General features: G+C 63.0%; 28 protein-coding genes and 4 tRNA genes. 6 read left to right on the plus strand and 26 right to left on the minus strand.

The annotated features are described in order from the left end of the window. Positions 1 to 4: 4 nt before the first annotated feature. From AC2ETI_RS27150 to AC2ETI_RS27225, 16 genes are all read right to left on the minus strand, one after another. A complete protein-coding gene (locus AC2ETI_RS27150) occupies positions 5 to 799 on the minus strand; it encodes an MlaE family ABC transporter permease (RefSeq protein WP_003942038.1) in 795 nt (264 codons plus the stop codon). A 9-nt stretch (positions 800 to 808) separates the two neighbouring features. Continuing rightward, the gene (locus AC2ETI_RS27155) at positions 809 to 1,930 is read right to left on the minus strand and encodes an ABC transporter ATP-binding protein (RefSeq protein ID WP_024487305.1); all 1,122 of its coding nucleotides are present in this window, start codon (positions 1,928 to 1,930) and stop codon (positions 809 to 811) included. Positions 1,931 to 2,189: 259 nt separating this feature from the next. Beyond that, positions 2,190 to 2,576: a 50S ribosomal protein L7/L12 gene (rplL, locus tag AC2ETI_RS27160; protein WP_003941857.1), complete on the minus strand. Its 387-nt coding sequence runs from the start codon at positions 2,574 to 2,576 to the stop codon at positions 2,190 to 2,192. 78 nt (positions 2,577 to 2,654) lie between these two features. After that, positions 2,655 to 3,239, minus strand: a complete 585-nt coding sequence (rplJ, locus tag AC2ETI_RS27165) for a 50S ribosomal protein L10 (RefSeq protein WP_003942074.1) — start codon at positions 3,237 to 3,239, stop codon at positions 2,655 to 2,657. A gap of 435 nt (positions 3,240 to 3,674) precedes the next feature. Continuing rightward, positions 3,675 to 4,367 carry a hypothetical protein gene (locus AC2ETI_RS27170; RefSeq protein WP_042951226.1) on the minus strand — a complete coding sequence of 231 codons (693 nt, stop codon included), beginning with the start codon at positions 4,365 to 4,367 and terminating at the stop codon, positions 3,675 to 3,677. 152 nt (positions 4,368 to 4,519) lie between these two features. Then, positions 4,520 to 5,239 carry a 50S ribosomal protein L1 gene (gene rplA / locus AC2ETI_RS27175; protein ID WP_003941982.1) on the minus strand — a complete coding sequence of 240 codons (720 nt, stop codon included), beginning with the start codon at positions 5,237 to 5,239 and terminating at the stop codon, positions 4,520 to 4,522. Between the two features lie 109 nt (positions 5,240 to 5,348). Next, the gene (gene rplK / locus AC2ETI_RS27180; RefSeq protein WP_003941896.1) at positions 5,349 to 5,783 is read right to left on the minus strand and encodes a 50S ribosomal protein L11; all 435 of its coding nucleotides are present in this window, start codon (positions 5,781 to 5,783) and stop codon (positions 5,349 to 5,351) included. A gap of 66 nt (positions 5,784 to 5,849) precedes the next feature. Next, positions 5,850 to 6,686 carry a transcription termination/antitermination protein NusG gene (gene nusG, locus AC2ETI_RS27185; protein ID WP_003942049.1) on the minus strand — a complete coding sequence of 279 codons (837 nt, stop codon included), beginning with the start codon at positions 6,684 to 6,686 and terminating at the stop codon, positions 5,850 to 5,852. Between the two features lie 84 nt (positions 6,687 to 6,770). After that, on the minus strand, positions 6,771 to 7,274 hold the full coding sequence (gene secE / locus AC2ETI_RS27190) for a preprotein translocase subunit SecE (protein ID WP_020968963.1): 504 nt from the start codon (positions 7,272 to 7,274) through the stop codon (positions 6,771 to 6,773). Between the two features lie 31 nt (positions 7,275 to 7,305). After that, positions 7,306 to 7,378, minus strand: a tRNA-Trp gene (locus AC2ETI_RS27195). 173 nt (positions 7,379 to 7,551) lie between these two features. Next, positions 7,552 to 7,977, minus strand: a complete 426-nt coding sequence (hadB, locus tag AC2ETI_RS27200; RefSeq protein WP_003941909.1) for a (3R)-hydroxyacyl-ACP dehydratase subunit HadB — start codon at positions 7,975 to 7,977, stop codon at positions 7,552 to 7,554. Continuing rightward, positions 7,964 to 8,518 (minus strand): (3R)-hydroxyacyl-ACP dehydratase subunit HadA, encoded by a 555-nt coding sequence (gene hadA, locus AC2ETI_RS27205; protein ID WP_019744315.1) that lies wholly within the window; start codon positions 8,516 to 8,518, stop codon positions 7,964 to 7,966. The genes hadB and hadA overlap by 14 nt, the downstream gene beginning before the upstream one ends. Positions 8,519 to 8,604: 86 nt before the next feature. Beyond that, positions 8,605 to 8,772 (minus strand): 50S ribosomal protein L33, encoded by a 168-nt coding sequence (gene rpmG / locus AC2ETI_RS27210; RefSeq protein WP_003941903.1) that lies wholly within the window; start codon positions 8,770 to 8,772, stop codon positions 8,605 to 8,607. Positions 8,773 to 8,833: 61 nt separating this feature from the next. Next, positions 8,834 to 8,906: transfer RNA gene (locus AC2ETI_RS27215), tRNA-Met, on the minus strand. A gap of 45 nt (positions 8,907 to 8,951) precedes the next feature. After that, positions 8,952 to 9,024 (minus strand) — tRNA-Thr (locus AC2ETI_RS27220). 312 nt (positions 9,025 to 9,336) lie between these two features. Then, positions 9,337 to 9,419, minus strand: a tRNA-Tyr gene (locus AC2ETI_RS27225). Between the two features lie 224 nt (positions 9,420 to 9,643). On the opposite strand from AC2ETI_RS27225, the gene AC2ETI_RS27230 reads away from it, so the two are divergent. Beyond that, positions 9,644 to 10,135 (plus strand): YajQ family cyclic di-GMP-binding protein, encoded by a 492-nt coding sequence (locus AC2ETI_RS27230; protein WP_003941854.1) that lies wholly within the window; start codon positions 9,644 to 9,646, stop codon positions 10,133 to 10,135. A gap of 70 nt (positions 10,136 to 10,205) precedes the next feature. Here the strand turns inward: AC2ETI_RS27230 and htpX are convergent, their stop codons facing one another. Both htpX and AC2ETI_RS27240 read right to left on the minus strand, forming a co-directional pair. Next, positions 10,206 to 11,069: a zinc metalloprotease HtpX gene (gene htpX, locus AC2ETI_RS27235; RefSeq protein ID WP_029254860.1), complete on the minus strand. Its 864-nt coding sequence runs from the start codon at positions 11,067 to 11,069 to the stop codon at positions 10,206 to 10,208. Between the two features lie 135 nt (positions 11,070 to 11,204). Next, a complete protein-coding gene (locus AC2ETI_RS27240; protein ID WP_020906817.1) occupies positions 11,205 to 12,254 on the minus strand; it encodes a polyprenyl synthetase family protein in 1,050 nt (349 codons plus the stop codon). Positions 12,255 to 12,358: 104 nt separating this feature from the next. Here AC2ETI_RS27240 and AC2ETI_RS27245 point away from each other — a divergent pair, with 104 nt between their 5' ends. Further along, entirely contained in the window at positions 12,359 to 13,621 is a 1,263-nt protein-coding gene (locus AC2ETI_RS27245) for a geranylgeranyl reductase family protein (RefSeq protein WP_483634672.1), read from the plus strand. A gap of 55 nt (positions 13,622 to 13,676) precedes the next feature. On the opposite strand, the gene AC2ETI_RS27250 is transcribed toward AC2ETI_RS27245, so the two are convergent. From AC2ETI_RS27250 to menD, 4 genes are all read right to left on the minus strand, one after another. After that, complete coding sequence (locus tag AC2ETI_RS27250) at positions 13,677 to 14,375, minus strand: demethylmenaquinone methyltransferase (protein WP_003941879.1); 699 nt, start codon at positions 14,373 to 14,375, stop codon at positions 13,677 to 13,679. A 37-nt stretch (positions 14,376 to 14,412) separates the two neighbouring features. Next, positions 14,413 to 15,558, minus strand: a complete 1,146-nt coding sequence (locus AC2ETI_RS27255) for a glycosyltransferase family 4 protein (protein ID WP_024487303.1) — start codon at positions 15,556 to 15,558, stop codon at positions 14,413 to 14,415. 68 nt (positions 15,559 to 15,626) lie between these two features. Beyond that, complete coding sequence (locus tag AC2ETI_RS27260) at positions 15,627 to 16,070, minus strand: DUF3592 domain-containing protein (RefSeq protein ID WP_020968960.1); 444 nt, start codon at positions 16,068 to 16,070, stop codon at positions 15,627 to 15,629. Then, positions 16,067 to 17,680 (minus strand): 2-succinyl-5-enolpyruvyl-6-hydroxy-3-cyclohexene-1-carboxylic-acid synthase, encoded by a 1,614-nt coding sequence (gene menD / locus AC2ETI_RS27265; RefSeq protein WP_483634668.1) that lies wholly within the window; start codon positions 17,678 to 17,680, stop codon positions 16,067 to 16,069. Before menD ends, AC2ETI_RS27260 begins: the two co-directional genes overlap by 4 nt. Before the next feature lie 68 nt (positions 17,681 to 17,748). Between menD and AC2ETI_RS27270 the strand changes: the two genes are divergently transcribed. Together AC2ETI_RS27270 and AC2ETI_RS27275 are read left to right on the plus strand one after the other, a co-directional pair. Beyond that, on the plus strand, positions 17,749 to 18,351 hold the full coding sequence (locus AC2ETI_RS27270) for a flavin reductase family protein (RefSeq protein ID WP_021343457.1): 603 nt from the start codon (positions 17,749 to 17,751) through the stop codon (positions 18,349 to 18,351). A 58-nt stretch (positions 18,352 to 18,409) separates the two neighbouring features. Beyond that, positions 18,410 to 19,237 (plus strand): siderophore-interacting protein, encoded by an 828-nt coding sequence (locus tag AC2ETI_RS27275; protein WP_020968957.1) that lies wholly within the window; start codon positions 18,410 to 18,412, stop codon positions 19,235 to 19,237. A 66-nt stretch (positions 19,238 to 19,303) separates the two neighbouring features. Here the strand turns inward: AC2ETI_RS27275 and AC2ETI_RS27280 are convergent, their stop codons facing one another. Genes AC2ETI_RS27280 through AC2ETI_RS27290 form a run of 3 tightly spaced genes read right to left on the minus strand, consistent with a single transcriptional unit; the run spans position 19,304 to position 21,440 of the window. Then, positions 19,304 to 19,750, minus strand: coding sequence for a DUF6918 family protein (locus tag AC2ETI_RS27280; RefSeq protein ID WP_003941973.1), 447 nt, complete (start codon positions 19,748 to 19,750; stop codon positions 19,304 to 19,306). 48 nt (positions 19,751 to 19,798) lie between these two features. Next, on the minus strand, positions 19,799 to 20,794 hold the full coding sequence (locus AC2ETI_RS27285; RefSeq protein ID WP_029254857.1) for an o-succinylbenzoate synthase: 996 nt from the start codon (positions 20,792 to 20,794) through the stop codon (positions 19,799 to 19,801). Between the two features lies 1 nt (position 20,795). Further along, complete coding sequence (locus AC2ETI_RS27290; RefSeq protein ID WP_024487302.1) at positions 20,796 to 21,440, minus strand: PaaI family thioesterase; 645 nt, start codon at positions 21,438 to 21,440, stop codon at positions 20,796 to 20,798. Positions 21,441 to 21,523: 83 nt separating this feature from the next. Here AC2ETI_RS27290 and AC2ETI_RS27295 point away from each other — a divergent pair, with 83 nt between their 5' ends. Both AC2ETI_RS27295 and AC2ETI_RS27300 read left to right on the plus strand, forming a co-directional pair. Then, entirely contained in the window at positions 21,524 to 22,417 is an 894-nt protein-coding gene (locus AC2ETI_RS27295) for a 1,4-dihydroxy-2-naphthoyl-CoA synthase (RefSeq protein WP_029536747.1), read from the plus strand. 28 nt (positions 22,418 to 22,445) lie between these two features. Next, positions 22,446 to 22,835 (plus strand): VOC family protein, encoded by a 390-nt coding sequence (locus tag AC2ETI_RS27300; protein WP_003941917.1) that lies wholly within the window; start codon positions 22,446 to 22,448, stop codon positions 22,833 to 22,835. Between the two features lie 81 nt (positions 22,836 to 22,916). Here the strand turns inward: AC2ETI_RS27300 and AC2ETI_RS27305 are convergent. Then, on the minus strand, positions 22,917 to 23,264 hold a 348-nt coding region (locus tag AC2ETI_RS27305; protein WP_483634669.1), incomplete at its 5' end, for a hypothetical protein.

Consider the following 23,264-nt stretch of genomic DNA (forward strand, 5'->3'; position numbering starts at 1 on the left):
TAGGTCAAGATCCCTTCGCCGGCACGATCTGGAGGTACACCATCGTCAGAATCAGATTGGCGAAGAACAACAGCAGGAACGTGATGACGACGGCCTGGTTCACCGCCTCACCGACGCCCTTCGGGCCACCGGATGGGTGGAGTCCCTTGTACGCGGAGATCACACCGGCGATGACACCGAACACCGCGGCTTTGATCTCACCGCTCCAAATGTCCGGTAGCTGCGCAAAAGCTGAGAACGACGAGATGTAGGCACCGGGGTTACCGCCCTGCAGGATCACGTTGAAGAAGTAACCACCCGCGATACCTACTACGGACACCAGTCCGTTGAGCAGCACAGCGATCAGCACCATCGCGAGTACACGCGGAACCACCAGGCGCTGAATCGGATTGATTCCGAGGACTTCCATCGCGTCGATCTCTTCGCGAATGGTTCGAGAACCGAGGTCGGCCGTCACGGCCGATCCGGCCGCACCGGCGACCAACAATGCTGTCACCAGAGGGCTACCCTGCTGGATCACCGCCAGGACGCTGGCAGCGCCGGTGAACGATTCTGCACCCAACTGCTTGATCAGCGAACCGGTCTGCAGTGAGACGACGGCGCCGAAAGGAATGGCTACCAATGCCGTCGGCAAAATTGTCACGCTGGCGATGAACCAGGCCTGCTCGATGAACTCCCGGAACTGAAATGGACGCCGGAACGTATTCCTGACGACGTCGACAAACAGTTCGACGATGTTTCCGGCCTGAGTTAATGCTCCGTTGACCGGACTCAGAACCGAGTTGCGGGTAACCCCCATCCGATATGCCTACCCTTGCCCGTGTGTCGTGTTTCCGTAGGGATCGCCCTCGTATGCAGGAATGACCTGCGTGTCTTGCGAGTTGTCGTTCCACTCCCCCTGATAGCCGCTCGCGTCGGCGTACTGGGGAGCGTACTGCCCAGTTCCGTCAACCTCGTCGAGGCTGTCCTGAATTGCCGCCTGAGCGTTAGCTGGGAGGGTGTGCATGATCTGGCGGACGCGCTCCTGGCGACGACGAACAGCCTGACGCTCCGGGTTTCCGGGGGTGGCCTTCATCTGCGGCACGATGCCCTCGACGTCGTCGACACCACCGGCGTGGTGACCGGCGTCGACGAGCGCCTGCTCGTGCGCCATCTGAGCCTCGTCCTTTTCCTCCGACATACCGATCGGACCGATCATCGTTCCGTTGAGGAACTGCTTGACGACGGGCTCGTCAGAGGTGAGCAGCACCTCACGAGGACCGAACATCACCAACTGACGACGGAAGAGCATGCCGATGTTGTCCGGCACCGTGCGTGCGAGGTTGATGTTGTGCGAGACGATCAGAATCGTCGCGTCCGACTGGGCGTTGATGTCGATCAGCGTCTGGCTGATGTACGTCGTACGCACCGGATCGAGACCGGAGTCAGGCTCGTCGACGAGGATGATCTCGGGATCGAGAACGAGTGCACGCGCAAGACCGGCACGCTTGCGCATACCGCCGGAGATCTCACCGGGAAGCTTGTCCTCGGCGCCGACCAGACCCGTGAGATCGAGCTTCTCCATCACGATCTTGCGGATATCGGATTCCGACTTCTTGGTGTGCTCACGAAGCGGGAATGCGATGTTGTCGTACAAGTTCATCGAGCCGAACAGTGCGCCGTCCTGGAACAGAACGCCGAACAGCTTGCGGATCTCGTAGAGCTCCTTGGAGGAGCACTGCAGGATGTCCGTGCCGTCGATGACAATGGAGCCTTGTTCAGGGCGGAGCAGTCCGATCAGGGACTTCAGGAACACCGACTTACCGGTACCCGAAGGCCCGAGCAGTGCGCTGACCTCACCCGCGGGAAGTGTCAACGACACGTCCTGCCAAATCCTCTGCGACCCGAAAGACTTTGTCAGTCCTTGTACCGCTACCTCGACTCCCACCATTACCTCCGCGACGTCCGTTGCATGCATGCACCCGTGTGGGTTGGGTCACTCTATCGCATGGGAGTGGTACCCGTGACTGCGAATACTACTAACGAGTAGGGAAGAAGCATAATTCAGGTCACAGCCTAGTTCGGGCACCCCTCCCACCTGCATGGATTCCGACATATCACCCGCGAAAAAAGTTCAAAAAAAGAGGGCCACTCCCCGTGGGGAGTGGCCCTCTTCGTTACTACTCGCGAAGAGCAGCGGGAAAACCGTCTTACTTGATGACGATCTTTGCGCCGGCAGCTTCGAGCTTTTCCTTGGCAGCCTCTGCGGCGTCCTTGGCAACCTTCTCGAGGATAGCCTTCGGAGCGCTCTCGACGAGGTCCTTGGCTTCCTTCAGGCCGAGGCCGGAAACGACCTCACGGACGACCTTGATGACCTGGATCTTCTTGTCGCCAGCCGACTCGAGGACGACGTCGAACTCGTCCTGCTCTTCAGCAGCTTCTGCGCCGGCAGCCGGTGCGCCTGCAGCGGCGACGGCGACGGGAGCAGCAGCGGTGACCTCGAAGGTCTCCTCGAATGCCTTAACGAACTCCGAGAGCTCGAGGAGGGTGAGCTCCTTGAACTGGTCCAACAACTCTTCGGTGCTGAGCTTCGCCATTGTGGCGGTCCTTCCTGTAAGTCCCATGTCGCTGATCCGCGACCGGGCGGGGTTATAGCAGTGATGCGCGGGTGCGGATCAGCTTTCGGCTTCGGCCTCGGCCGGAGCCTCGGTGGCAGCCTCTGCGGGGGCCTCTGCGGCTCCGCCTTCTGCGGCCTTCTTCTCCTGCAGGGCAGCGGCCAAACGGGCCATCTGCGAAGCGGGAGCATTGAACAGGCCTGCGGCCTTTGCCAAGTTGCCCTTCATCGCGCCGGCAAGCTTTGCCAACAGGATTTCGCGGGATTCGAGATCCGCGATCTTGTTGACCTCTTCCACGGACAGCGCAGCGCCGTCCATGTAGCCGCCCTTGATGATGAGCGCCTTGTTGTCCTTAGCGAAGTTCTTCAGAGCCTTCGCAGCGTCGACCGGTTCGCCCTTGATGAATGCAATGGCGGTCGGACCAACGAACAGGTCATCAAGGCCCTCGATGCCAGCCTCTGCGGCGGCACGCTTGACCAGGGTGTTCTTGGCGACGGAGTAGGTGGCACCTTCTCCGAGAGCGCGTCGCAGTGTCGTGATGTTGCCAACCGAAAGGCCACGGTATTCCGTGACCACAGCGGCGGTCGAACCCTTGAACTGCTCGGTGATTTCCGCAACTGCGGAAACCTTCTCAGGCTTTGCCATACTTCGCCTCCTCTCGTGACAGTCGTTGTCCCACTCAGGAACCGCTGCACCTCATCGGGTGAACCCGAGAAGACACAGTCCGCGACATGCAAAACGCCCCGGCGCAAGCGCACGGGGCGTACAGAGGAAACATGAAGAAGAGGCTTACGAATCAGCGTAACGATGCAACGCAAAGCAGTGCATAACCAGGCAAACTGTAGAACCACTACATCAAGCTATCCCCCTACCTCGTTCACCTACGTGGGCCGCCGGGCACTCCCGGACTTTCAACCACACTCATTACTGAGTGCAATCACCAACGGTCTTGGGTAGAACATGATTTTGGGGTGAAGTTCATATCCAGCACTGAACTCCGCGTCGAAGACTACCTGACTGCTCGCTGCATAACCAAATCGGGTTCGTCACGCAGCTGGTTTCTTCACGCACCCGGTTTCTTCAAGCACCGATAGCCCTGGCGATCTTGTGTTCGATCTCTGCCCGAGCTCGGTCCGGCAGCACCAGCAGCCCGTCGAGTTCCTTGTGAGCCTTCCGATACGCACTCTGACGTTCCTGTGGCGTCGCGCCATCGTCCATGGCCAGGCGCAGCAGACGTTGCGCCCTTACCAGGCGCTCTTGTTCGTCGAGGGTGAATCCGCTCCGTCGGCGACGCTTCGCCTCCGCTTCCGCGATCTCGAAGGCGATCGAGTAAGTGTGCACCGCCTCGCGGTACTCGGTTTGCGCCTGCTGGTTACCGATCATCGTCTCCGGATTGCCTGGACGGAGCAGATCGGCACGATATTTGGCTCGATGAAAATCGGCCGTCAAAGGCTCACGCATGTCCGTCATCATCGGAGTGTCGAGCAGTGTGACCGGATCGAGCTCGTACGAGAACCATCGGGCGTCGACCGCATCGTGCTGCTCGATGGCCTTGGCCAGCTCTCGGCGCTGTGTTTCTTCGTCGGCGTGATGTTGTGCGTTGGCCTGCGCGATGGCGACCTTGGTCTCCTGCTTGAGCCGGAAGCGCTCTTGCCGGCGCTCGATCCGCCTTTCGTTGGCAACCGCGACACCTTTCAGCGCCCCACCGATGGTGCCGCCGAAAACGAAGATCAGCCACCAAAAGTTTCCGAGGAACTGGAACGCTTCGTGCATACCCCGATGATGCCACCGTTAGATCGATACCACCGTTGGATCGATACCCCCGTTGGACCGGTACCACCGGCAGGGATCACCCCCTCCCGAAACAGACAAGAAGGCCGGCAGGGAGTGATCCCTGCCGGCCTTCTTGTTCGTATGCGGACTGCTTACGCGTCTGCAGCATCCTCGAGGAGGTTGCGAGTACGGTTCGGATCCACCGGGATGCCCGGACCGGTGGTGGTCGAGACCGTGATCTTCTTCACGTAGCGACCCTTGGCCGACGAGGGCTTCGCACGCAGGATCTCGTCCAGGGCTGCGCCGTAGTTCTCCACCAGCTTCTCATCGTCGAACGATGCCTTGCCGATGACGAAGTGCAGGTTGGCCTGCTTGTCGACGCGGAAGTTGATCTTTCCGCCCTTGATGTCGTTGACAGCCTTGGTGACATCCGCCGTGACGGTGCCCGTCTTCGGGTTCGGCATCAGGCCACGCGGTCCGAGGACACGGGCGATGCGGCCGACCTTGGCCATCTGATCAGGAGTCGCGATTGCGGCGTCGAAATCGACCCATCCACCCTGGATGCGCTCGATCAGGTCTTCTGCACCGACTACGTCAGCGCCTGCAGCCTCGGCTTCTGCTGCCTTCTCGCCAACAGCGAACACGATGACGCGAGCGGTCTTACCGGTGCCGTGGGGCAGGTTGACCGTTCCGCGGACCATCTGGTCAGCCTTACGGGGGTCGACGCCCAGACGAACTGCAACCTCAACGGTTGCATCCATCTTGGTGGACGACGTCTCCTTGGCGAGCTTTGCAGCCTGAAGCGGGCTGTAGAGCTTGTCTGCGTCGATCTTCTCAGCGGCGGCGAGGTACGCCTTGCTGCGCTTTGCCATTTGTTCTGTCCTTACTTATCACTGCAGCGAATTACCTGTGCAGTGGTGAATGGTTCAGTTGTGGTCGGGGCCTGGCCGGCCCTCCCACGTAGTGCTGTGGAGCGGACTATTAGCCCTGGACCGTGATGCCCATGGAACGAGCGGTGCCGGCGATGATCTTCGCGGCCTGCTCGATGTCATTGGCATTGAGGTCTTCAGCCTTGGTCTTCGCGATTTCGCGCACCTGATCCATGGTCACCGAGGCAACCTTGGTCTTGTGCGGTTCGCCGGAGCCCTTGGCGACGCCGGCTGCCTTGAGGAGCAGCTTGGCGGCGGGAGGGGTCTTCAGCTTGAAATCGAAGGTCCGGTCTTCGTAGACCGAGATCTCGACCGGCACAACGTTGCCGCGCTGGGACTCAGTCGCCGCGTTGTAGGCCTTGCAGAACTCCATGATGTTCACGCCGTGCTGACCGAGCGCGGGACCCACGGGAGGTGCAGGGTTAGCCTGACCTGCCTGGATCTGCAGCTTGATGAGCCCGGCGAGCTTCTTCTTCTTTGGGGGCATCTCTAGTTCCTAGTTTCTAGCTTGGGTGTGTGTCTTGCGTCGAACAAATTGCAAGTTTTGGGGTGGTCAGATCTTCGCGACCTGGTTGAAGTTGAGCTCAACCGGGGTTTCACGACCGAAGATCGACACGAGAACCTTGAGCTTCTGCTGCTCGCCGTTGACCTCGCTGATGCTGGCCGGAAGGGTTGCGAACGGGCCGTCCATGACGGTGACCGACTCGCCGACCTCGAAGTCGACCTCGATGAGGGGCTTGCCGAAGGACTCGGACGGTGCCTCGCCTGCTGCGACGGCGGCCGCTGCAGCCTGCTGCTTCTTCTGCTCCTGCTGCGGGAGCAGGAACTTGACGACCTCGTTGAGGGTCAGCGGCGAGGGACGCGACGTGGCACCGACAAAACCGGTGACGCCAGGCGTGTTGCGCACTGCGCCCCACGACTCGTCGTTGAGCTCCATGCGAACGAGGATGTATCCGGGCAGAACCTTGCGATTGACCTGCTTGCGCTGGCCGTTCTTGATCTCGGTGACCTCTTCGGTGGGAACTTCCACCTGGAAGATGTAGTCACCGACGTCGAGGTTCTGAACGCGAGTCTCGAGGTTGGTCTTGACCTTGTTCTCGTAACCGGCGTACGAGTGGATGACGTACCAGTCACCCGGGGCGCGACGCAGCGCAGCCTTGAGTTCGGCAACGGGATCCTCGACCTCGAGCTCGGCGGCGGGAGCGGCCTCGTCGGAGTTCTCGGCATCGTCGGAGATGACGTCCTCGGTCGCTGCAGCGTCTGCATCAGTGCCTTCGGCAACGTCTGCATCGGTGCCTTCGGCAACCACGACGTCTACTTCGGCTGCCGCCTCGGCAGAAACACGCTCTTCGGCCAAAGCCTCATTCGTGTCGTTCTCGGGGGTGCTCACTGGGGCACTCGCTTCCTCTCGTTACTCGGACCCGGGTCGGGTCTTGTCGCGCTCGCAGGCAAAGACGCCCGACTGCTACGGCGATCAGCCGAACAGCCAGGTGACACCCTTGATCACAGCGATATCGACGCCGCTGATGAAAGCGACCATGAAGACCACGAACGTCAGCACGACGCTGGTGTAGGTGATCATCTGCTTGCGGTTCGGCCAGATGACCTTACGGAGTTCTGCGATGACCTCGCGGAAGAATTTGCGCAGGCGCTTGAAGATGTTGTCCTTCTTCGCCTTGGGCTTCTTGCCGGGGTTCGTTGCAGTCGGCTTGGCCGAAGATGTCCGGGATGCCGTCCGGGCCGGAGTCTTCACGGTGGACGCGCTGACCGAGGCGCCGCGTGCAGCGCGCTTGCCGGTCGGCTTGTTGGAAACCCCACTGGATGCGGAGGGAGCCTTCTCGGCACCGTCCTTGTCCAACGACAGATCGGAACGCGTAGTCGCGTCAGCTGCAGTGTCGTCGACACCGGTCGAATCGGCAGACGTTGAAGTCTCCGCATCCGAAGTGTCGGCGTCGCGCTTGGCGCGCTCCTCGCTCACGTCGTTCCTCTCAGTCGCTGGCATCCGGGGGCAGGGGCGACAGGACTTGAACCTGCAACCTGCGGTTTTGGAGACCGCTGCTCTGCCAGTTGAGCTACGCCCCTTTGGTTGACATCGACAGGTGGACCCTGCCTGAATCAACCGTTCTGCGATCACACAACATACGCGCTACCCGAGGTGAATGTCTTGCAACATTCAGGGCAGCGCGCAGCGCTGAGGAATCCCAGAAATCTCAGTGTACTTCAAAGCCCCGGAACAAACACAATCCGCCCTGCGATCAGGCTAGACGGACCGTGGCGGTGGCGCGACCGAAGATCTTCTTACCTTCGGACTTGGCCACGATTGCCAGTACTGCGGTCTTGCTTTCTTCGTCGATCGACTTCACCTTGGCGGTGAACTCGATCTCGGCAGCCTTGTCGGCTGCCACGATCACCGGGCTCGTGAACCGTACGTTGTACTCGGTCACTGCACCCGGATCCCCCAGCCATTCGGTGACGTAGCCGGCACCGATGCCCATGGAGAGCATGCCGTGCGCGACGACGTCCGGCAAGCCGGCAAGTCGTGCGACCTCGTCACTGAAGTGAATCGGATTGGGATCTCCCGAAACACCCGCGTAGTTGGCGAGGTTTCCACGCGTCAGGGTGACGGACTTCTCGGGGAGAAGTTCGCCGACACTCACGTCGGAAAATTTACGAAGCGACATGCATCATCACGTCCTTGACTGCGTGGGCGATGTTCTCGTCCACTTCCCCACCCGTTCGAGCAACAAGCGTTGTCCACGTGGTGACAACTGCTTCGTCGTTCTGATCGGTGATGATGTTCTTGGTCACGATGATGTCGCTACCTGCGGCCTGCCTGAACGAATCCAGGAAAACATCGCAGAAGAGTCGGTCACCGACCTGCATGGGCTTGTGCAGCACCAGTCGCTGATCGGTCTGAAGAATCTGACTCAAGTCGTAGCCGGTGACGATCTCTTCGAACAGACGTCGCTGAGCAATGGCACCTACGATGGCGACGAACGTAATGGGAGCAATCAGGCCGTCGTATCCGAGGCCTTTGGCTGCCGATTCGTCGTAGTGCGCAGGATGCGCGTCCTGGACGGCGCGAGCGAACTCGCGCACCTTCTCGCGTCCGACCTCGTAGAAGTCTTCGACACGATAGTGGTGACCGACCATCTGGACGGCATGAGCGGCCGGGTCCGTAGGGACCTCGGCCGCTGCCTGGTTCTCTTGCAAATCTGTCACGCGGTGAGACTCTCTTCTAGCTAGGACCCGAAGACGCAGGCCCCGAGAGGGTCTTCCGCGAAAATCGTCGTCCTGTTAAGGACTTACTACTTCGACTCGCGATGCGACTGGTGGGTTCCGCAGTTGGGGCAGAACTTCTTGAGCTCCAGGCGATCGGGGTCGTTGCGCCGATTCTTCTTGGTGATGTAGTTGCGGTGCTTGCATACCTCGCAGGCCAAGGTGATCTTGGGCCGAACGTCGGTCGAGGAGGCCACGGGATGCCTTCTTTCGGGTGTATCTGATTACGAGCAATCAGGGTGGATCATGCATATTGTGTAGCGGTGACCGGACTTGAACCGGCGACGCAACGATTATGAGTCGTTTGCTCTACCAACTGAGCTACACCGCCTCGGTGTCGAGTGTCGCGCGGAAAGCACGGCACCACAATCCAGCGAGCCCCCTAACGGAATCGAACCGTTGACCTTTTCCTTACCATGGAAACGCTCTACCGACTGAGCTAAGGGGGCGTGGCTCAGGAGTGCGTTGCCGCTCTCTTGAAGCCTCCGAAAGATTACACACGAACGAGCGCCAGCACCAAATCCGCTGGTCATCGGGGCAAAAATGGTGCCGGAGCCCATTGTTGCACCGATCGGGGCCGCTGGCGAGGGCTTTGCGGGAACCAACTTGACCCCGCACTCCCCCGAAGCCATCCCAAGAAGCACTCCCGAGACCCCTGAGCCGCAGCCGACGCCGGCGTCACCAACGCGCACCCGACCTCGGAACAAGCACAAAAAAAGTCAGCCCCGACTCTCGTAAAGAGAATCGGGGCTGACTTGGTGTGGCAGATGTAGGATTCGAACCTACGTAGGCATAAGCCGACGGATTTACAGTCCGCTCCCATTGGCCGCTCGGGCAATCTGCCGTGCTTGCACCAGGCTTCGATCCGGCGCATTCGCAAGTATATCGCGACGTGCGGCGGCCGAAAACGGCTTCCTCGGTGCGGTGAGAAGAATACAACGAACACACCCCCATTTTGCAAACCGGGTGGTAACGGGCGGTGCCGACCCGATAACGTCGAGGTGTCCACCGGTATGGAAGGTGGGCAGAACTCGATGTTCGTGAACTACCGGAAAGCGGGAGTGTGAAGTGGCTGATTCGTCCTTCGACGTGGTGAGCAAGGTTGACCGTCAAGAGGTGGACAACGCCCTGCATCAGGCTGCCAAGGAGTTGACCACGCGTTTCGACTTCCGAAACACGGGAGCGTCGATCGAGTGGTCTGGTGAAGAGACGATCACGTTGAACGCCGACACCGAGGAGCGACTGCTTGCCGCCCTCGACGTGTTCAAGGAGAAGTTGATCCGTCGTGACATCTCGCTGAAGGCATTCGATGCCGGCGAGCCGGCGCAGTCCGGAAAGATCTACAAGCTGTCCGGAACCTTGGTCCAGGGCATCAGCAGCGAGAACGCGAAGAAGATCACCAAGAAGATTCGCGACGAGGGCCCCAAGGGCGTCAAGGCGCAGATCCAGGGTGAGGAACTTCGTGTGAGCAGCAAGAAGCGCGACGACCTCCAGGGCGTCATCTCCCTGCTCAAGGGTGAGGACTTCGGGATCGCCCTGCAGTTCGTGAACTACCGGTAGTGGGGGCTGCGCCCCTGTGCGCGGTTAAGGAGTCCTGGGACTACCTAACCGCGCACAGGGGCCGACGGCCCTACATCCCGGCCATCTTCTCCAAACGCTCGATCCGGTCCGCCATGGGCGGATGCGTCGAGAACAGCTTGCTCACCTTGTCCCCCGCTCTGAAGGGGTTGGCAATCATCAGGTGGGACTGCGCCGCGAGCTTGGGCTCAGGCGGCAACGGCGCGGCTGCCACGCCCGACTCGAGCTTGCGCAGCGCCGACGCCAACGCCAATGGGTCACCGGTGAGCTCGGCTCCCGATTGATCAGCCTGATACTCGCGAGAGCGCGAGACGGCCAGCTTGACCACGGTTGCCGCGATCGGTCCCAGTAGGGAGACGAGCAGCAAGGCGATCGGATTACTTCCCTGCCCGTTCCCTCGGCCACCGAAGATGCTCGCGTACATCGCGAAGTTGGCCAGGCCAGAGATGACGCTGGCCATCGCGCCGGCCACGGACGAGATCAAAATGTCCCGGTTGTAGACGTGGGAGAGTTCGTGCCCGAGTACGGCGCGCAGCTCGCGTTCGTTCAGGATTTGCATGATGCCGCTGGTCACGCACACCGCGGCGTGACGAGGGCTACGACCGGTGGCAAACGCGTTCGGGGCGTTCGTGGGGCTGATGTACAGCCTGGGCATCGGTTGGTGCGCCGTCGTGGCGAGTTCGCGCACGATCCGGTAGATCGCCGGTGCCTCGACCTCGGTGATGGGCTGGGCGCGCATCGATCGAAGCGCCAGCTTGTCGCTGTTGAAGTACACGTAGGCATTCATGCCGACGGCAAACAGAACGGATCCCCACAGAAGGAACGGGCTGTTGAACAGCGAACCGATGAAGACGATCAGCGCTGACATCCCCACCAACAACCCGAATGTCTTCGCACCGTTCGCGTAGCCGTGCAAACTGCTCACCTCTTGCCTCGCTGGAGCCGAAGGCTCACCCGAACTCCCGGCGTATGCACCGGTTCTGTTCAGTCAACGAAGGACAGGGTCATCAGGGTTCCCACCCAGGGTCGTCAGGGTTTCACCCCAGGTGTGTCAGCCGACTCGTTCGATCGTGTAGTCCACGAGGCGCACGAGCGCTTCATTCGCCGGTCCCTGCGGGAGCTCGGCCAACTGGGCCTTTGCCGAGACTGCGTACTCGCCCAGCTTTGCCTTCGCCTTGACCATGCCCGGCGAACGCTCGAGCAGTTCGAGAGCTTCTTCTACCAGTGCGTCTTCGGTGACCGGGCCCGCGAGCAGCTCCCGCAGGCGATCTGCGTCGGCTCCTTCTTCGCGGAACGCGTACAGGACGGGCAGGGTGTGGACACCCTCGCGCAGGTCGGTGCCCGGAGTCTTGCCGGACTGCGCCGATACGGAGGAGATGTCGATGATGTCGTCGGAGATCTGGAACGCGGTGCCGACGGCGTCACCCAGGCGCTCGAGACGCTCGATGTGAGCTGCGTCGGCGCCGGAGAAGGTGCCGCCGAATCGTCCGGATGCAGCGATGAGCGAACCGGTCTTCTCCCACACGACCTTGAGGTAATGCTCGACCGGATCCTGTTCCTTCTTGACGCCGATCGTCTCGCGCATCTGGCCGGTGACCAGTTCGGCGAAGGTTTCGGCGATGATCCGAACGGCTTCAGGTCCGAGCGTCGATACCAGGCGTGATGCGTGCGCGAACAGATAGTCGCCGGCCAGGATCGCCACGCTGTTTCCCCAGCGGGCGTTGGCGCTGGGTGCTCCGCGCCGCATGGACGCCTCGTCCATGACGTCGTCGTGATAGAGCGTCGCCAGGTGAACGAGTTCGGTGACAGTCGCTGCGGTGATGATCGACGGATCGTTCGGCACCGGTCCGAGTTGCGCGGTCAGGATCGTGAACAACGGACGGAAGCGCTTTCCACCGGCTCGCGCGAGATGCAGCGCGGCCTCGGTGAGGAAGTCTTCGCCGTCGGACAGCTCGCTGACCAACAACTCCTCGACATCGGAGAGTCCACCACGCACTACTGCGGCGAGCTGTTCGTCGCCCAGGTCGATGCCTGCAACGACGGTGCTCGATGCGGTTGCGTCGGCAGCAGTCTTTTCGGTGCTCACGATGTCAGTACCCATTCCTGTCGTCAGTGACGGCTCGGTTCCCACGGTAGTGAACCTAGCGGTTCGCACTCGGGACGGCCTCGCCACGGTGGCGATCGCGAGCCTGGGAAGATGTGAGTGTGTCCGTAGAAGAGCAGTCCCCCGTCGTCGATTCGCTTCCGACCGAAACCGACATTGTGGTCATCGGCGCAGGTCCCGCGGGTTCTTCGGCCGCGGCATGGGCCGCCCGCAGCGGCCGAGACGTCGTGCTGGTGGACGCTGCCGTGTTCCCGCGAGACAAGACTTGTGGTGATGGACTCACTCCGCGCGCCGTGGCCGAACTGGATCTCCTCGGCCTCGGCGAGTGGGTTCGGTCACATACGACGAACAAGGGCCTGCGGTTGTCCGGCTTCGGCCAAGAACTCGAACTCGAGTGGCCAGGGACGTCGTTCCCGCCGATCGGCAGTGCGATCCCCCGGACCGAACTCGACGACGCCATTCGCCGGTGCGCCGTCGAATCCGGCGCGGTCATGGTCGAGGGCACCAAGGCCGTCGACGTCGAACTCGACGGTGATCGAGTAGCCGCCGTCGTACTCGCCGGCCCCTCGGGACGCAGCACTCTTCGTTGCCGGACGCTGATCATCGCCGACGGCGTTCGCTCGACGCTCGGCAAGAAGCTGGGACGGCAGTGGCACCGGGACACCGCGTACGGCGTCGCGGCACGCGCTTACGTCGCGACGCCGCGCAGCGCCGACCCGTGGATCACCTCGCATCTGGAACTGCGGGACGCCGAGGGCACGTTGCAGGCGGGGTACGGCTGGATCTTCCCGCTCGGCACCGGCGAGGTGAACATCGGCGTCGGGACACTGGCGACGTCCAAGCGCCCGGCGCCGGGTGCCCTGCGTCCCTTGCTCGACTTGTACACCGACCAGCGCCGAAGTGAGTGGCAGTGGAGCAGCGAAATTCATTCCGCCGCTTCGGCTTTGCTACCCATGGGCGGCGCCGTCTCCAACATCGCCGGACGCAACTGGGCCGTGATCGGCGACGCCGCAGCGTGTGTGAACCCGCTCAACGGTGAGGGCATCGACTACGGCCTCGAAGGCGGACGTCTGGTGGTCGAACAGCTCGGCGCCGACGACCTCACGGAGCTGTGGCCGACCGTGCTTCGGGAGCATTACGGGCAGGCATTCTCGGTCGCGCGCCGGCTCGCAGGCCTGCTGACGGTTCCGCAATTCCTGCCCGCCTCGGGCCCGATTGCGATGCGCTCACGGGCACTGATGACGGTCGCCGTTCGGGTGATGGGGAACCTCGTCACCGACGCCGACGCCGATCTGACGGCGAAGGCATGGCGTGCGTCGGGGGCCGCGTCGAGAAAGATCGACTCCCGGCCGCTGTTCGGTTGAGCAAGTGCTGTGCGCCTTTATTAACCGCCGGGGGTTAATAAAGGCGCACAGCAGTTCAGGCAGTGGCGTAATGCAGCGCCACGATGCCGCCGGTGAGGTTGCGCCACTTGACGTTCTTCCACCCGGCAGCCTCGATCTTGCGTGCCAACTCTTCCTGGGTCGGCCAGGCGCGGATCGATTCGGCGAGGTAGACGTAGGCGTCGGGGTTGCTGCTGACGGTGCGTGCGACCTGCGGGAGCGCCTTCATGAGGTACTCCATGTAGACCGTGCGGAAGGGCCCGAAGACGGGCGTCGAGAACTCGCTGACGACGAGACGTCCGCCCGGCTTGGTGACGCGGGCGATCTCGCGCAGTCCGGCTTCGAAGTCGGAGACGTTGCGCAGGCCGAAGGAAATCGTCGCGGCATCGAACACGTTGTCGGCATAGGGCAGGTACATCGCGTCACCTGCGACCATCGGAACTTTGCGCGAGATTCCGGCCTTGAGCATTCCCTTGGAGAAATCGGTGGCGACGCACCAGGCGCCGGAGCGCCCCAGTTCGACGGTCGAGACTCCGGTTCCGGCGGCGAGGTCGAGTACCTTCTCGCCCGGCTTGAGGTCGAGAGCTTCGCGGGTGGCCTTGCGCCAACCCTTGTCCTGGCCGAAGGACAGCACGGTGTTGGTGAGGTCGTATCGCTCCGCGACGTCGTCGAACATCGACGCGACTTCGTGCGGTTGCTTCTCGAGAGTTGCTCGGGTTCCGTGTGTAGTGGCCACACCCGAAACGCTACCAACCCTCGGGCAGCGAAGGCGTTCAGGCTGCTCTGGCACCCGTTCGCCGCCCGAGGCCCTGCACGTCCTCGTAGTGACGGAGCAACTCTTCGCAGATTGCCGGCCAGGTCCGGTGCAGCACCGAGCGCCTCGCTGCGGAGCCGAACTGCACCCGCAGATCACGCTGACGAAGTGCGTCGACGGCGCTTGGCAGGAGTTCGGTGAACCTGTCCGTCGGCAGGAGGTAGCCGTTGCGGCAATGCGAGATCAGGTCACGTGGTCCACCGGCGTCCGGTCCGACGACAGGTACACCGCTCGCGAGGGCTTCCTGAACCGCCTGGCAGAAGGTCTCGTGCTCGCCGGGGTGAACGAATACGTCCAGGCTCGCATAGGCGTCGGCCAGCGCGGTACCGCCGAGTTGTCCGGTGAAGATCGCATCCGGCATCAGTCGTCGTAGGTTCTCGCGATCCGGGCCGTCTCCGACGATCACGATCTGCACGCTGGGATCGGCCGCCAGCACGGCCAGTCGCTCGACGTGTTTTTCGGGCGCGAGGCGACCGACGAAGCCGACCACCAACTGGTCGCTGTCGCCGATCCAGGACTGCCGCAACGCCGAGCTACGACGCGAAGGCGCGAATCGTTGTGCGTCGACGCCGCGGGCCCACCGGTGCACGCGCGGAATGCCGTGCTCTTCGAGGGCGTCGACTGCCGACGTGGATGGCGCAAGGGTCCTGTTGCAGCTCTTGTGGATTCGACGGGTCCACGCCCACGCGGCGCGACTGGTGACGCCGAGACCGTAGCTTTCGGCAAATCCGGCGACGTCGGTCTGGTAAACCGCGACGGTGGGTATCGCGAGCCGCTTGGCGACGGCCACTCCCCCGGCGCCGAGCAGGAACGGCGACGCCAGATGGACGACGTCGGGCGCGAAGGTCCGCACGGCCGTCGTCAGACGCGGTTGTGGCAGGCCGACGGGGAGTGAACTGACTTTGGGCACCATGACGGCGGGCACCCGAACCACCTGAACACCTTCGTGTTCGGTGGCGGCAGAGGTGTCGGATCCGACAGTGTCCGGCGCAATGACCATGGCGTCGTGGCCAGTGCGATCGAGGTGTTCGAGCACGCGTAGTACCGAGTTGGTGACGCCGTTCATGTTGGGCAGGAATGACTCCGCAACGATGGCTACTCTCACACCGAGAACGGTGACAGGGCCAGGAAAAGTCCACGTCATGTTCGTGTGAAGTTCCGGCGAAGCGCGAACTAACTCGAGGCGACCGGCGCCGATCCCGGAGCTCCCGCTTCCCGCTTGCGCAGGTACCAGATCGACGGTCCAGCCAGGAGCCACGTCACGACGATCACCGATCCCGCCGGGATCAGCGCCACCGTCGCGTTGCGTCCCGCTACCCGGACCAAATCAGGGTCGGCTTTGGAGTACTCCACCTCGATGCGTTGTCCCACAGTCAGATTGGTGGGGTAGAGCACGCCGAGTTCAGGGTTGTGATTCGCGCCGTCTGGTGTCACGAAGCTGATCGCCGAACGTAGCGAGCCTGCCGAGAGCACCTCGGCGGTTGCGGTCCCCATGTTCGATTCGATGGTCCGATCGTTGCGCCAGGCACCGAGAACCAGGATCACCGCGAGCACCGAAATGCCGACCGCAACCACGAGTACGCCGATGCGGAAGCGCCGCAGAACCGTTTGCGTCACAGCTGTGCTCGCACGGAAGCGTGGAGTTCGCGCAGTCCACTGCGATCTGTCGCGACTTCGAGCACACGAATGCCGTTTGCGGGTTGCGCCAGCGTCGTTGCCAGGGCGTCGACGGTGACGGCTGCGTGCGGCACGCGGTAGGCCGCGCACAGCGCAGCGAGGTCCATGCCGTGCGGTGTTCCGAACACTCGCTCGAAGACGCCGGCGTACTGCGGGTCGCCTTGTTCGAGGAGTTCGAAGATGCCGCCGCCGTCGTCGTTGGCTACAACGACGGTGAGGTCGCTCGGCCTCGGCTCACCGGTCCCGATCAGCAGCCCGGACGCGTCGTGCAGGAAGGTCAGGTCGCCCATGAGCGCGACGGTCCGGCCGCCCTCGTACGCCAATGCGGCACCGACCGCCGCCGAGACGGTGCCGTCGATACCTGCGACGCCGCGATTGGACAGCACCCGGACAGCGGGCTTGGGATAGCTCACGAGGGCCGCGTCGCGAACGGGGTTGGAGGCGCCGAGCAGAAGCTGGTCGCCGTCCGCGAGTGCATCCATCACGGCAGCTGCCACGTGCAGGCCGGTGGCCTTGGGGTGGGCGTCGAGTTGCTTGCGGACGGCAGTTTCGGCGTGTTCGGTCAGCGCGGCGCATCGAGCGATCCAGGCCGGATCGGGAGTCCCGGTGACCACTGCTCTGGTTCCGGTGGCGAGTACGTTGCCGGATACGTCCGGCCAGCGCGGCCCGGTAGTCAGCGCGTAGACGTCGACGCCCGGGTCGGCCAGCACCTTCGAGACCTGACGATGCAACGTCGGGCGGCCGGTGATGATCGCCTGCTTGGGCTTGAGTTGCGATAGCGCGAGTGGATGCAGTGCGATCCCGTGCATCGGAGCCGTCGGCTCGGCCACCGTCGGCAGGCCGGCCAGCTCAGGCCGAAGTGCGCTGCCGTGTCCGGAAATGACCACCGTATCTGCGGTGAGGTCCAGATCGACCGGAACATCGAGCGTCGCGTTCTGCGTGGTGGTCCAGGCTGCACCGCCTGGACGGCCCTCCGGAACCGGGCCATGGATGTGCACGTCCGGCACCAGCGGCTCACGGAGCGGGATGTCGAAATGCACCGGACCCGCGTTTCCGGATCTGGTTCCGCGGGCAGCGGCGAGGACCCGGCAGACCGCCGAGCGCCACTGGCTGTTCTGCGTCGAATCGTCTTCGGCCAAGCCCAGGCTGATGGTTGCGCGAACCTGACTGCCGAAGAGCCCGAGCTGCTCGACGGTCTGGTTGGCGCCGGTGCCGAGCATCTCGTAAGGCCGGTTGGCGCTCAGGACCACCAGCGGCACTCGCGCATAGTTCGCCTCGAGGACAGCAGGTCCGAGATTCGCGACGGCGGTCCCGGAGGTCATCACGATGGGGACCGGTCGTTTCCCGGCGATTGCCAGTCCGAGTGCCAGAAAGCCTGCTGTCCGCTCGTCGATCCGCATGTGCAGACGCAACCGGCCGTCGAGATCGGCGGCCTGGAGGGCAAATGCGAGGGGCGCGTTGCGAGAGCCTGGACACAGCACGACTTCACGCACGCCACCACGAACCAGTTCGTCGACGACGGCTGTGGCTTGTGCAGTGGACGGATTCACGCCTTCAAGAGTGTCAGATGTTCGGGTGCAAGCATGCCCAGGGGCGGGGACAGCGGCATTATGTGTGGGTGCGCACACTCTTCGATCCAGCCGAGCTCGAACCCCGCCGGTTCTATCAGTTACTCACCGCTTCGGTGGTCCCCCGGCCGATTGCCTGGGTGTCCACCCTGTCGGCGGACGGCGTCGGCAATCTGGCTCCGTACAGCTTTTTCACCGTGGCAAGTTCGGCGCCGCCGATCGTGCAGTTCACGTCGGTCGGACGCAAGGACAGTCTGCGCAACATCGAAGCGACCGGCGAATTCGTGATCAACCTGGCGACCGCCACGCTCGCAGACGTGGTGAACAAGAGTTCGGCCTTCTACGACGCCGAGGCCGACGAATTTCTCGAGTTGAACATCCGTAGCGAACCGAGCGAGCGGGTTCGCCCCGTCCGGGTCGCCGACTCCCCGATCGCCATCGAATGCACGCTTCACCAGGTCATCGAGGTCGGTAATTCATTTGTCGTGATGGGAAATGTGGTCGCGGTCGCAGTACGTCCCGAGGCTGTCGCCGACGACGGGTTACCGGACTTCGCGGCAATCGCACCGATGAGCCGACTTGGCCGAGCGCAGTGGGGCCTTCCTCCCGAAGTCGTCGAAAAGGACAGACCCACCACTCCACACCGGCCGTAAATCAGGTTAGGGTTACCTGATTAGGTACGAGTAACAGCTAATCAGGGAGCAACCAGTCATGGCCAAGCGCGCCAAGTTCGTGAAACCGGCCTCACGCAGCATCGTGTCGGCGCAGGTCGTGGCGAACAAACGAATCAGCCCGAGCTTCATCCGAGTGACCATTGCCGGCGAAGAGCTGTCCACCATCGCACCGATGGGTGCCGATCAGTGGTTCCGCATGTTCATCCCGCAGGTCGGCCAGAGCGAACTCCGGTTGCCGAGCGCGGCAAGCAATCTCTGGTACGCGCAGTACCTGTTGATGTCCAAGGACACGCGACCGGTCGTGCGCAACTACACGATTCGCGCCTACCGTGCTGCCGGATCCGGTCTCTTCGGTGAGACCACGGAGATCGACATCGACTTCGCCTATCACGGCGACATCGGCCCGGCATCCGCGTGGGCGGACACCGCGTCGACCGGCGACAATGTCGCCCTCCTCGACGAAGGCTGCATCTACAACCCCACACCCGAGGCCAAGTGGCAACTGCTCGTCGGCGACGAGAGCGCACTTCCGGCGATCATCGGCATTCTGGAAACCGCGCCGGCAGACCTGCGTGCCGAGGTCTTCGTCGAGATTCCGAACATCGAAGACAAGCAAGACATTCCGGAGTTGGCGAACGTCAACGTGCATTGGCTCGTTCGCGAGGACGAACACGCAACGCCGGGTGTTCTGACCCTCGAGACCGTCCGCGCCGCCGAACTGCCCGAAGGGCCGTCGTACACGTTTGTCGCCGGCGAACAGGCACTCACCACCGGGCTGCGTCGGCATCTCGTGAACGACCGAAAGTTCGCCAAGACCGACATCACCTTCACCGGCTTCTGGCGCCACGGACATTCGGCTCACTGACAAGCGAACGTAAAAAAACGAGCGGCCCGGGAGAAACTCCCGGGCCGCTCGTTGTCTTACGTTCGCTTATGCAGCGTGCTTCTGGATCACATCGCCCAGACGCGGCAGAGCTGCAGTCACATGCTTCTTGGCCGAACCGCGCAGCTTCGAGTACATCGACTTGACGACGGCCTTGTCGCTACCTTCGATACGCTCGTCCGTCACCTCGAGGAGGGAATCGGCAACCGCGTCACCGCGGGCGCTGATGAAATCGGCGAAGCTGCCTTCACCGGAAGCCGAGAATTCCTGCCAGTACGGCTCGAGCTTTGCCACGAAAGCCGGCAGAAGCGCGGTGACGGCGTCCGGCACGATGGACGGGCTCACCTTCTTGACCGCGCCGTAGCCACCCTTGAGAGCCAGCCCTGAGGCCCCCGACTTATCCGAAACCTCTGCGTCGATCAAGGTCTGCACGTCCGCGACGACCGCGGGAACCCGTGACTCCTCGAGCAGGGTTTCGTTCAGAGCTGCAACCACTTTCGATCCCTTCATTCTTCACTGATGTTCATCAGGTCGCGCCCGAGACTATACGAAATTCGGCAGGTCTCTACTGCCGAGTATCCGATGGCAGCGCCTGGCCCTCTCCAACCACCAGTCGCGCCGGTCCGCGGGCGCGGCCAGCGTCTCGAGCAGAACCGGATCAGGCTCGACGGCACCAACGGACAAAGCGCCGTCGACGGCTGCTCCGGTGACCGCGATATCCCGGACGAACAGGCCGCCCGTGCCGAGGCCGCAGGCAAACGGAAGCCTGGGCAAGGCTGCCGCGGCCGCCAGTCCCGCGGACATCCCCACAGCCGTGTCCAGCGCACTCGAGACCACCACCGGCACCCCGTAGTCCGCCAGCTGCGCCGACAGCGCCACCACAGCACGCATTCCGCCCAGCGGGGGCACCTTCACGACGGCTACGTCCGCTCCCCCGGCTCGTACGACGCGCAACGGGTCCTCGGCACGGCGAATGCTCTCGTCGGCGGCGATCCGCACACCGGTCCCCGCGGCGCGGACGCTGACCAGTTCCTCGACGCTTGCACACGGCTGCTCCGCGTATTCGAGTTCACCGTCTTCGGTGATCGCTCGCAAAGCCGTGATCGCCTCGTCCACACTCCACCCGCCGTTGGCGTCGACGCGCACGTTCGGGATGTGCCGACGCACCTCGTTCACCCGGGCGACGTCCTGCGCCAACGACTGCCCCTTCTCGGCGACCTTGACCTTGGCGGTCCGGGCCCCGGGGAAGCGCTCCAACAATTGCGGAACGGCAGAGGCGTCGATCGCCGGCACGGTGGCGTTGACGGGAACGGCGTGACGAAGCGCAGGCGGCGGACCCAGCCACGCCGCCTCGATCCCGGCGAGCAGCCACTGCGACGCCTCGTCGTCGTCGTACTCGACGAAGGGTGCGAATTCTCCCCACCCGGCCGGGCCACGAACGAGCAGAGCCTCACGAGTCGTGATGCCGCGAAAGCGAACTCGCATCGGCAGCGCGAGCACCACGGCGTCCGAGATCAGATCGTCGAACGAGGGGAACATCTCAGGGCTGTCCTGGAAGCAGTTCGATCATGAGCGCCTCACCGTCGGCGAGGAGCTTGCCGTCGAGGTCGGTCAGACGTGCGCTGACAAAGGTCTTGCGACCCTCGACCCGATCCACCTTCCCTTCGATCACCAGTTGCGTGTTGAGCGGAGTGATCGCGCGGTAGTTGATGTGGAGGTAGCCGGTCCGGGAAATCGGACGGCCACCCGCGTGGACCGTCATCCCGAAGACGTCGTCGAACAGCAAGGGCAGGACACCGCCGTGAGCGGCACCGTTGCCGCCCAGGTGGTAGCGGCGGAAGACGCCGGTACTGCGGACTCCTTCGGTGTCGAACTTCTCGACCATCCACGGGAGCATGAGGAGGCTGCCGCGTCCGGGCAGTTGGATGTTCGAGCCCGCGGGCGACTTGCCCTCCGGCACCTCGTACGGAGTCAACCGATCGGCAAGCTCCTCGGCCTGCGTAGCGATGTCTGCGAGTACGTCGTCGGGAACATTGGTCGAGACGGCAAGGTCCTGCAACCTGCGCATCGCTTCGACGAAGCGGCCGAAGTCCGGACCTGCGGGAGTATGCCGGAACCGTGGAAATCCGCCCCGCTTCTCACCGTCTGTGACGATCTCCGTGCCGTCTGCGGTTTGTTCGCTCATGACCTGCACGTTAGCGCGCCCGGGAACGTGTTCTACCTCAGGCATCCGTTAGACACGCGAGGCGTGCCTCTATCGTGACTGAGGTGACCTTCAACCCGCATCTCTGGCGCCCTGTTCCCGGATTCGAGAACCTCACCGACATCACGTACCACCGGCACGTCAGTCAAGGCACCGTTCGCGTCGCCTTCGACCGACCGGAAGTACGTAATGCGTTCCGCCCGCACACCGTCGACGAGTTGTACCGCGCGCTCGATCACGCCCGTATGACCTCCGACGTGGGAGCGGTCCTGCTCACCGGCAACGGACCGAGCGAGAAGGACGGCGGCTGGGCGTTCTGCTCGGGCGGAGACCAGCGCATCCGTGGCCGCAGCGGCTACCAGTACGCCGAAGGTGAAACGGCGGACACCGTCGACAAAGCACGCGCCGGACGCCTTCACATCCTCGAGGTCCAGCGCCTGATCCGCTTCATGCCGAAAGTCGTGATCTGCCTGGTCAACGGTTGGGCTGCGGGCGGCGGTCACAGCCTGCATGTGGTGTGCGACCTGACGCTCGCCAGCCGCGAGCACGCACGGTTCAAGCAGACCGACGCCGACGTCGGAAGCTTCGACGGCGGCTACGGCAGCGCCTATCTGGCAAAGATGGTGGGCCAGAAGTTCGCTCGCGAGATCTTCTTCCTGGGTGAGACGTACACCGCCGAGGAAATGCATCAGATGGGCGCGGTCAACAAGGTTGTCGACCACGCGGAACTCGAAAACGTCGCGATCGACTGGGCAGGCAAGATCAACGGCAAGTCGCCGCAGGCACAGCGGATGCTCAAGTACGCGTTCAACCTGCAGGACGACGGGTTGGTCGGCCAGCAGCTGTTCGCCGGTGAGGCAACACGTTTGGCGTACATGACCGACGAGGCCGTCGAGGGTCGCGACTCGTTCCTCGAAAAGCGTGATCCCGATTGGTCACCATATCCCTGGTACTTCTGAGACAGTAGGTGCGAGAGGGAGGTCGGACGTGGAGATTCTGAGTAGCCGTACGATATTGCGCCCGAGCGAGTACGAACGAACGCTGAGCTTCTACCGAGACACCCTCGGTCTGGCGATCGCTCGTGAATATCCCGGCGGCACAGTCTTCTTCGCCGGCCAAGGGCTGATCGAAGTCGCTGCGCACGGCGGCACCGGCGAGGGTGGCTTTCGCGGTGCGATCTGGCTGCAGGTCCGTGACCTCACTGCCGTTCAGACCGAACTGGTTCTCGCCGGGGTGAAGATCGCGCGCGAGGCAAGACAGGAACCGTGGGGCCTACACGAGATGTGGATCGCCGACCCGGACGGGACACCGATCGTGATGGTGCAGATCCCGGAGGACCATCCCATCCGACGCGATTCCCGGCCACCGTCCGCGTAGTCGAGACACCACGGTAGCCGAGCAATGACAGATGCCCGCCACGAACTTCCGTAGCGGGCATCTGTCGGTTCTTCGCAGAGATCAGTTGCGCGTGCTCAGCGCCTGAGAGATCTGATCTGTCTGGGCCTGACCCTCGAGCAGTTGGCGAACCAACCACAGCCGCAGCACCTTTGCCACCGATGCGGCCAGGAAGAGTGCGGCACCGACCACTGTCAGGGCGAGGAAAACCACGGTGAGGATCTGGTACGACACCAGATCCCGCAGGTCCGAGAGCGTCAGCGAAGAGATGTAGACGACGAAGGCGCCGACCACACCGACGACCATGAGCACCAGGCCGGCGATGCGCGTCGCAGCGTCGCCGCCTGCCTGCTTCTTGTCCAGCTTCAACTCTGCGATGTTCTTCTTGAATTCCTCACGGCGATCTTCGGC

Source organism: Rhodococcus sp. MurmanLake-1 (assembly GCF_056945715.1).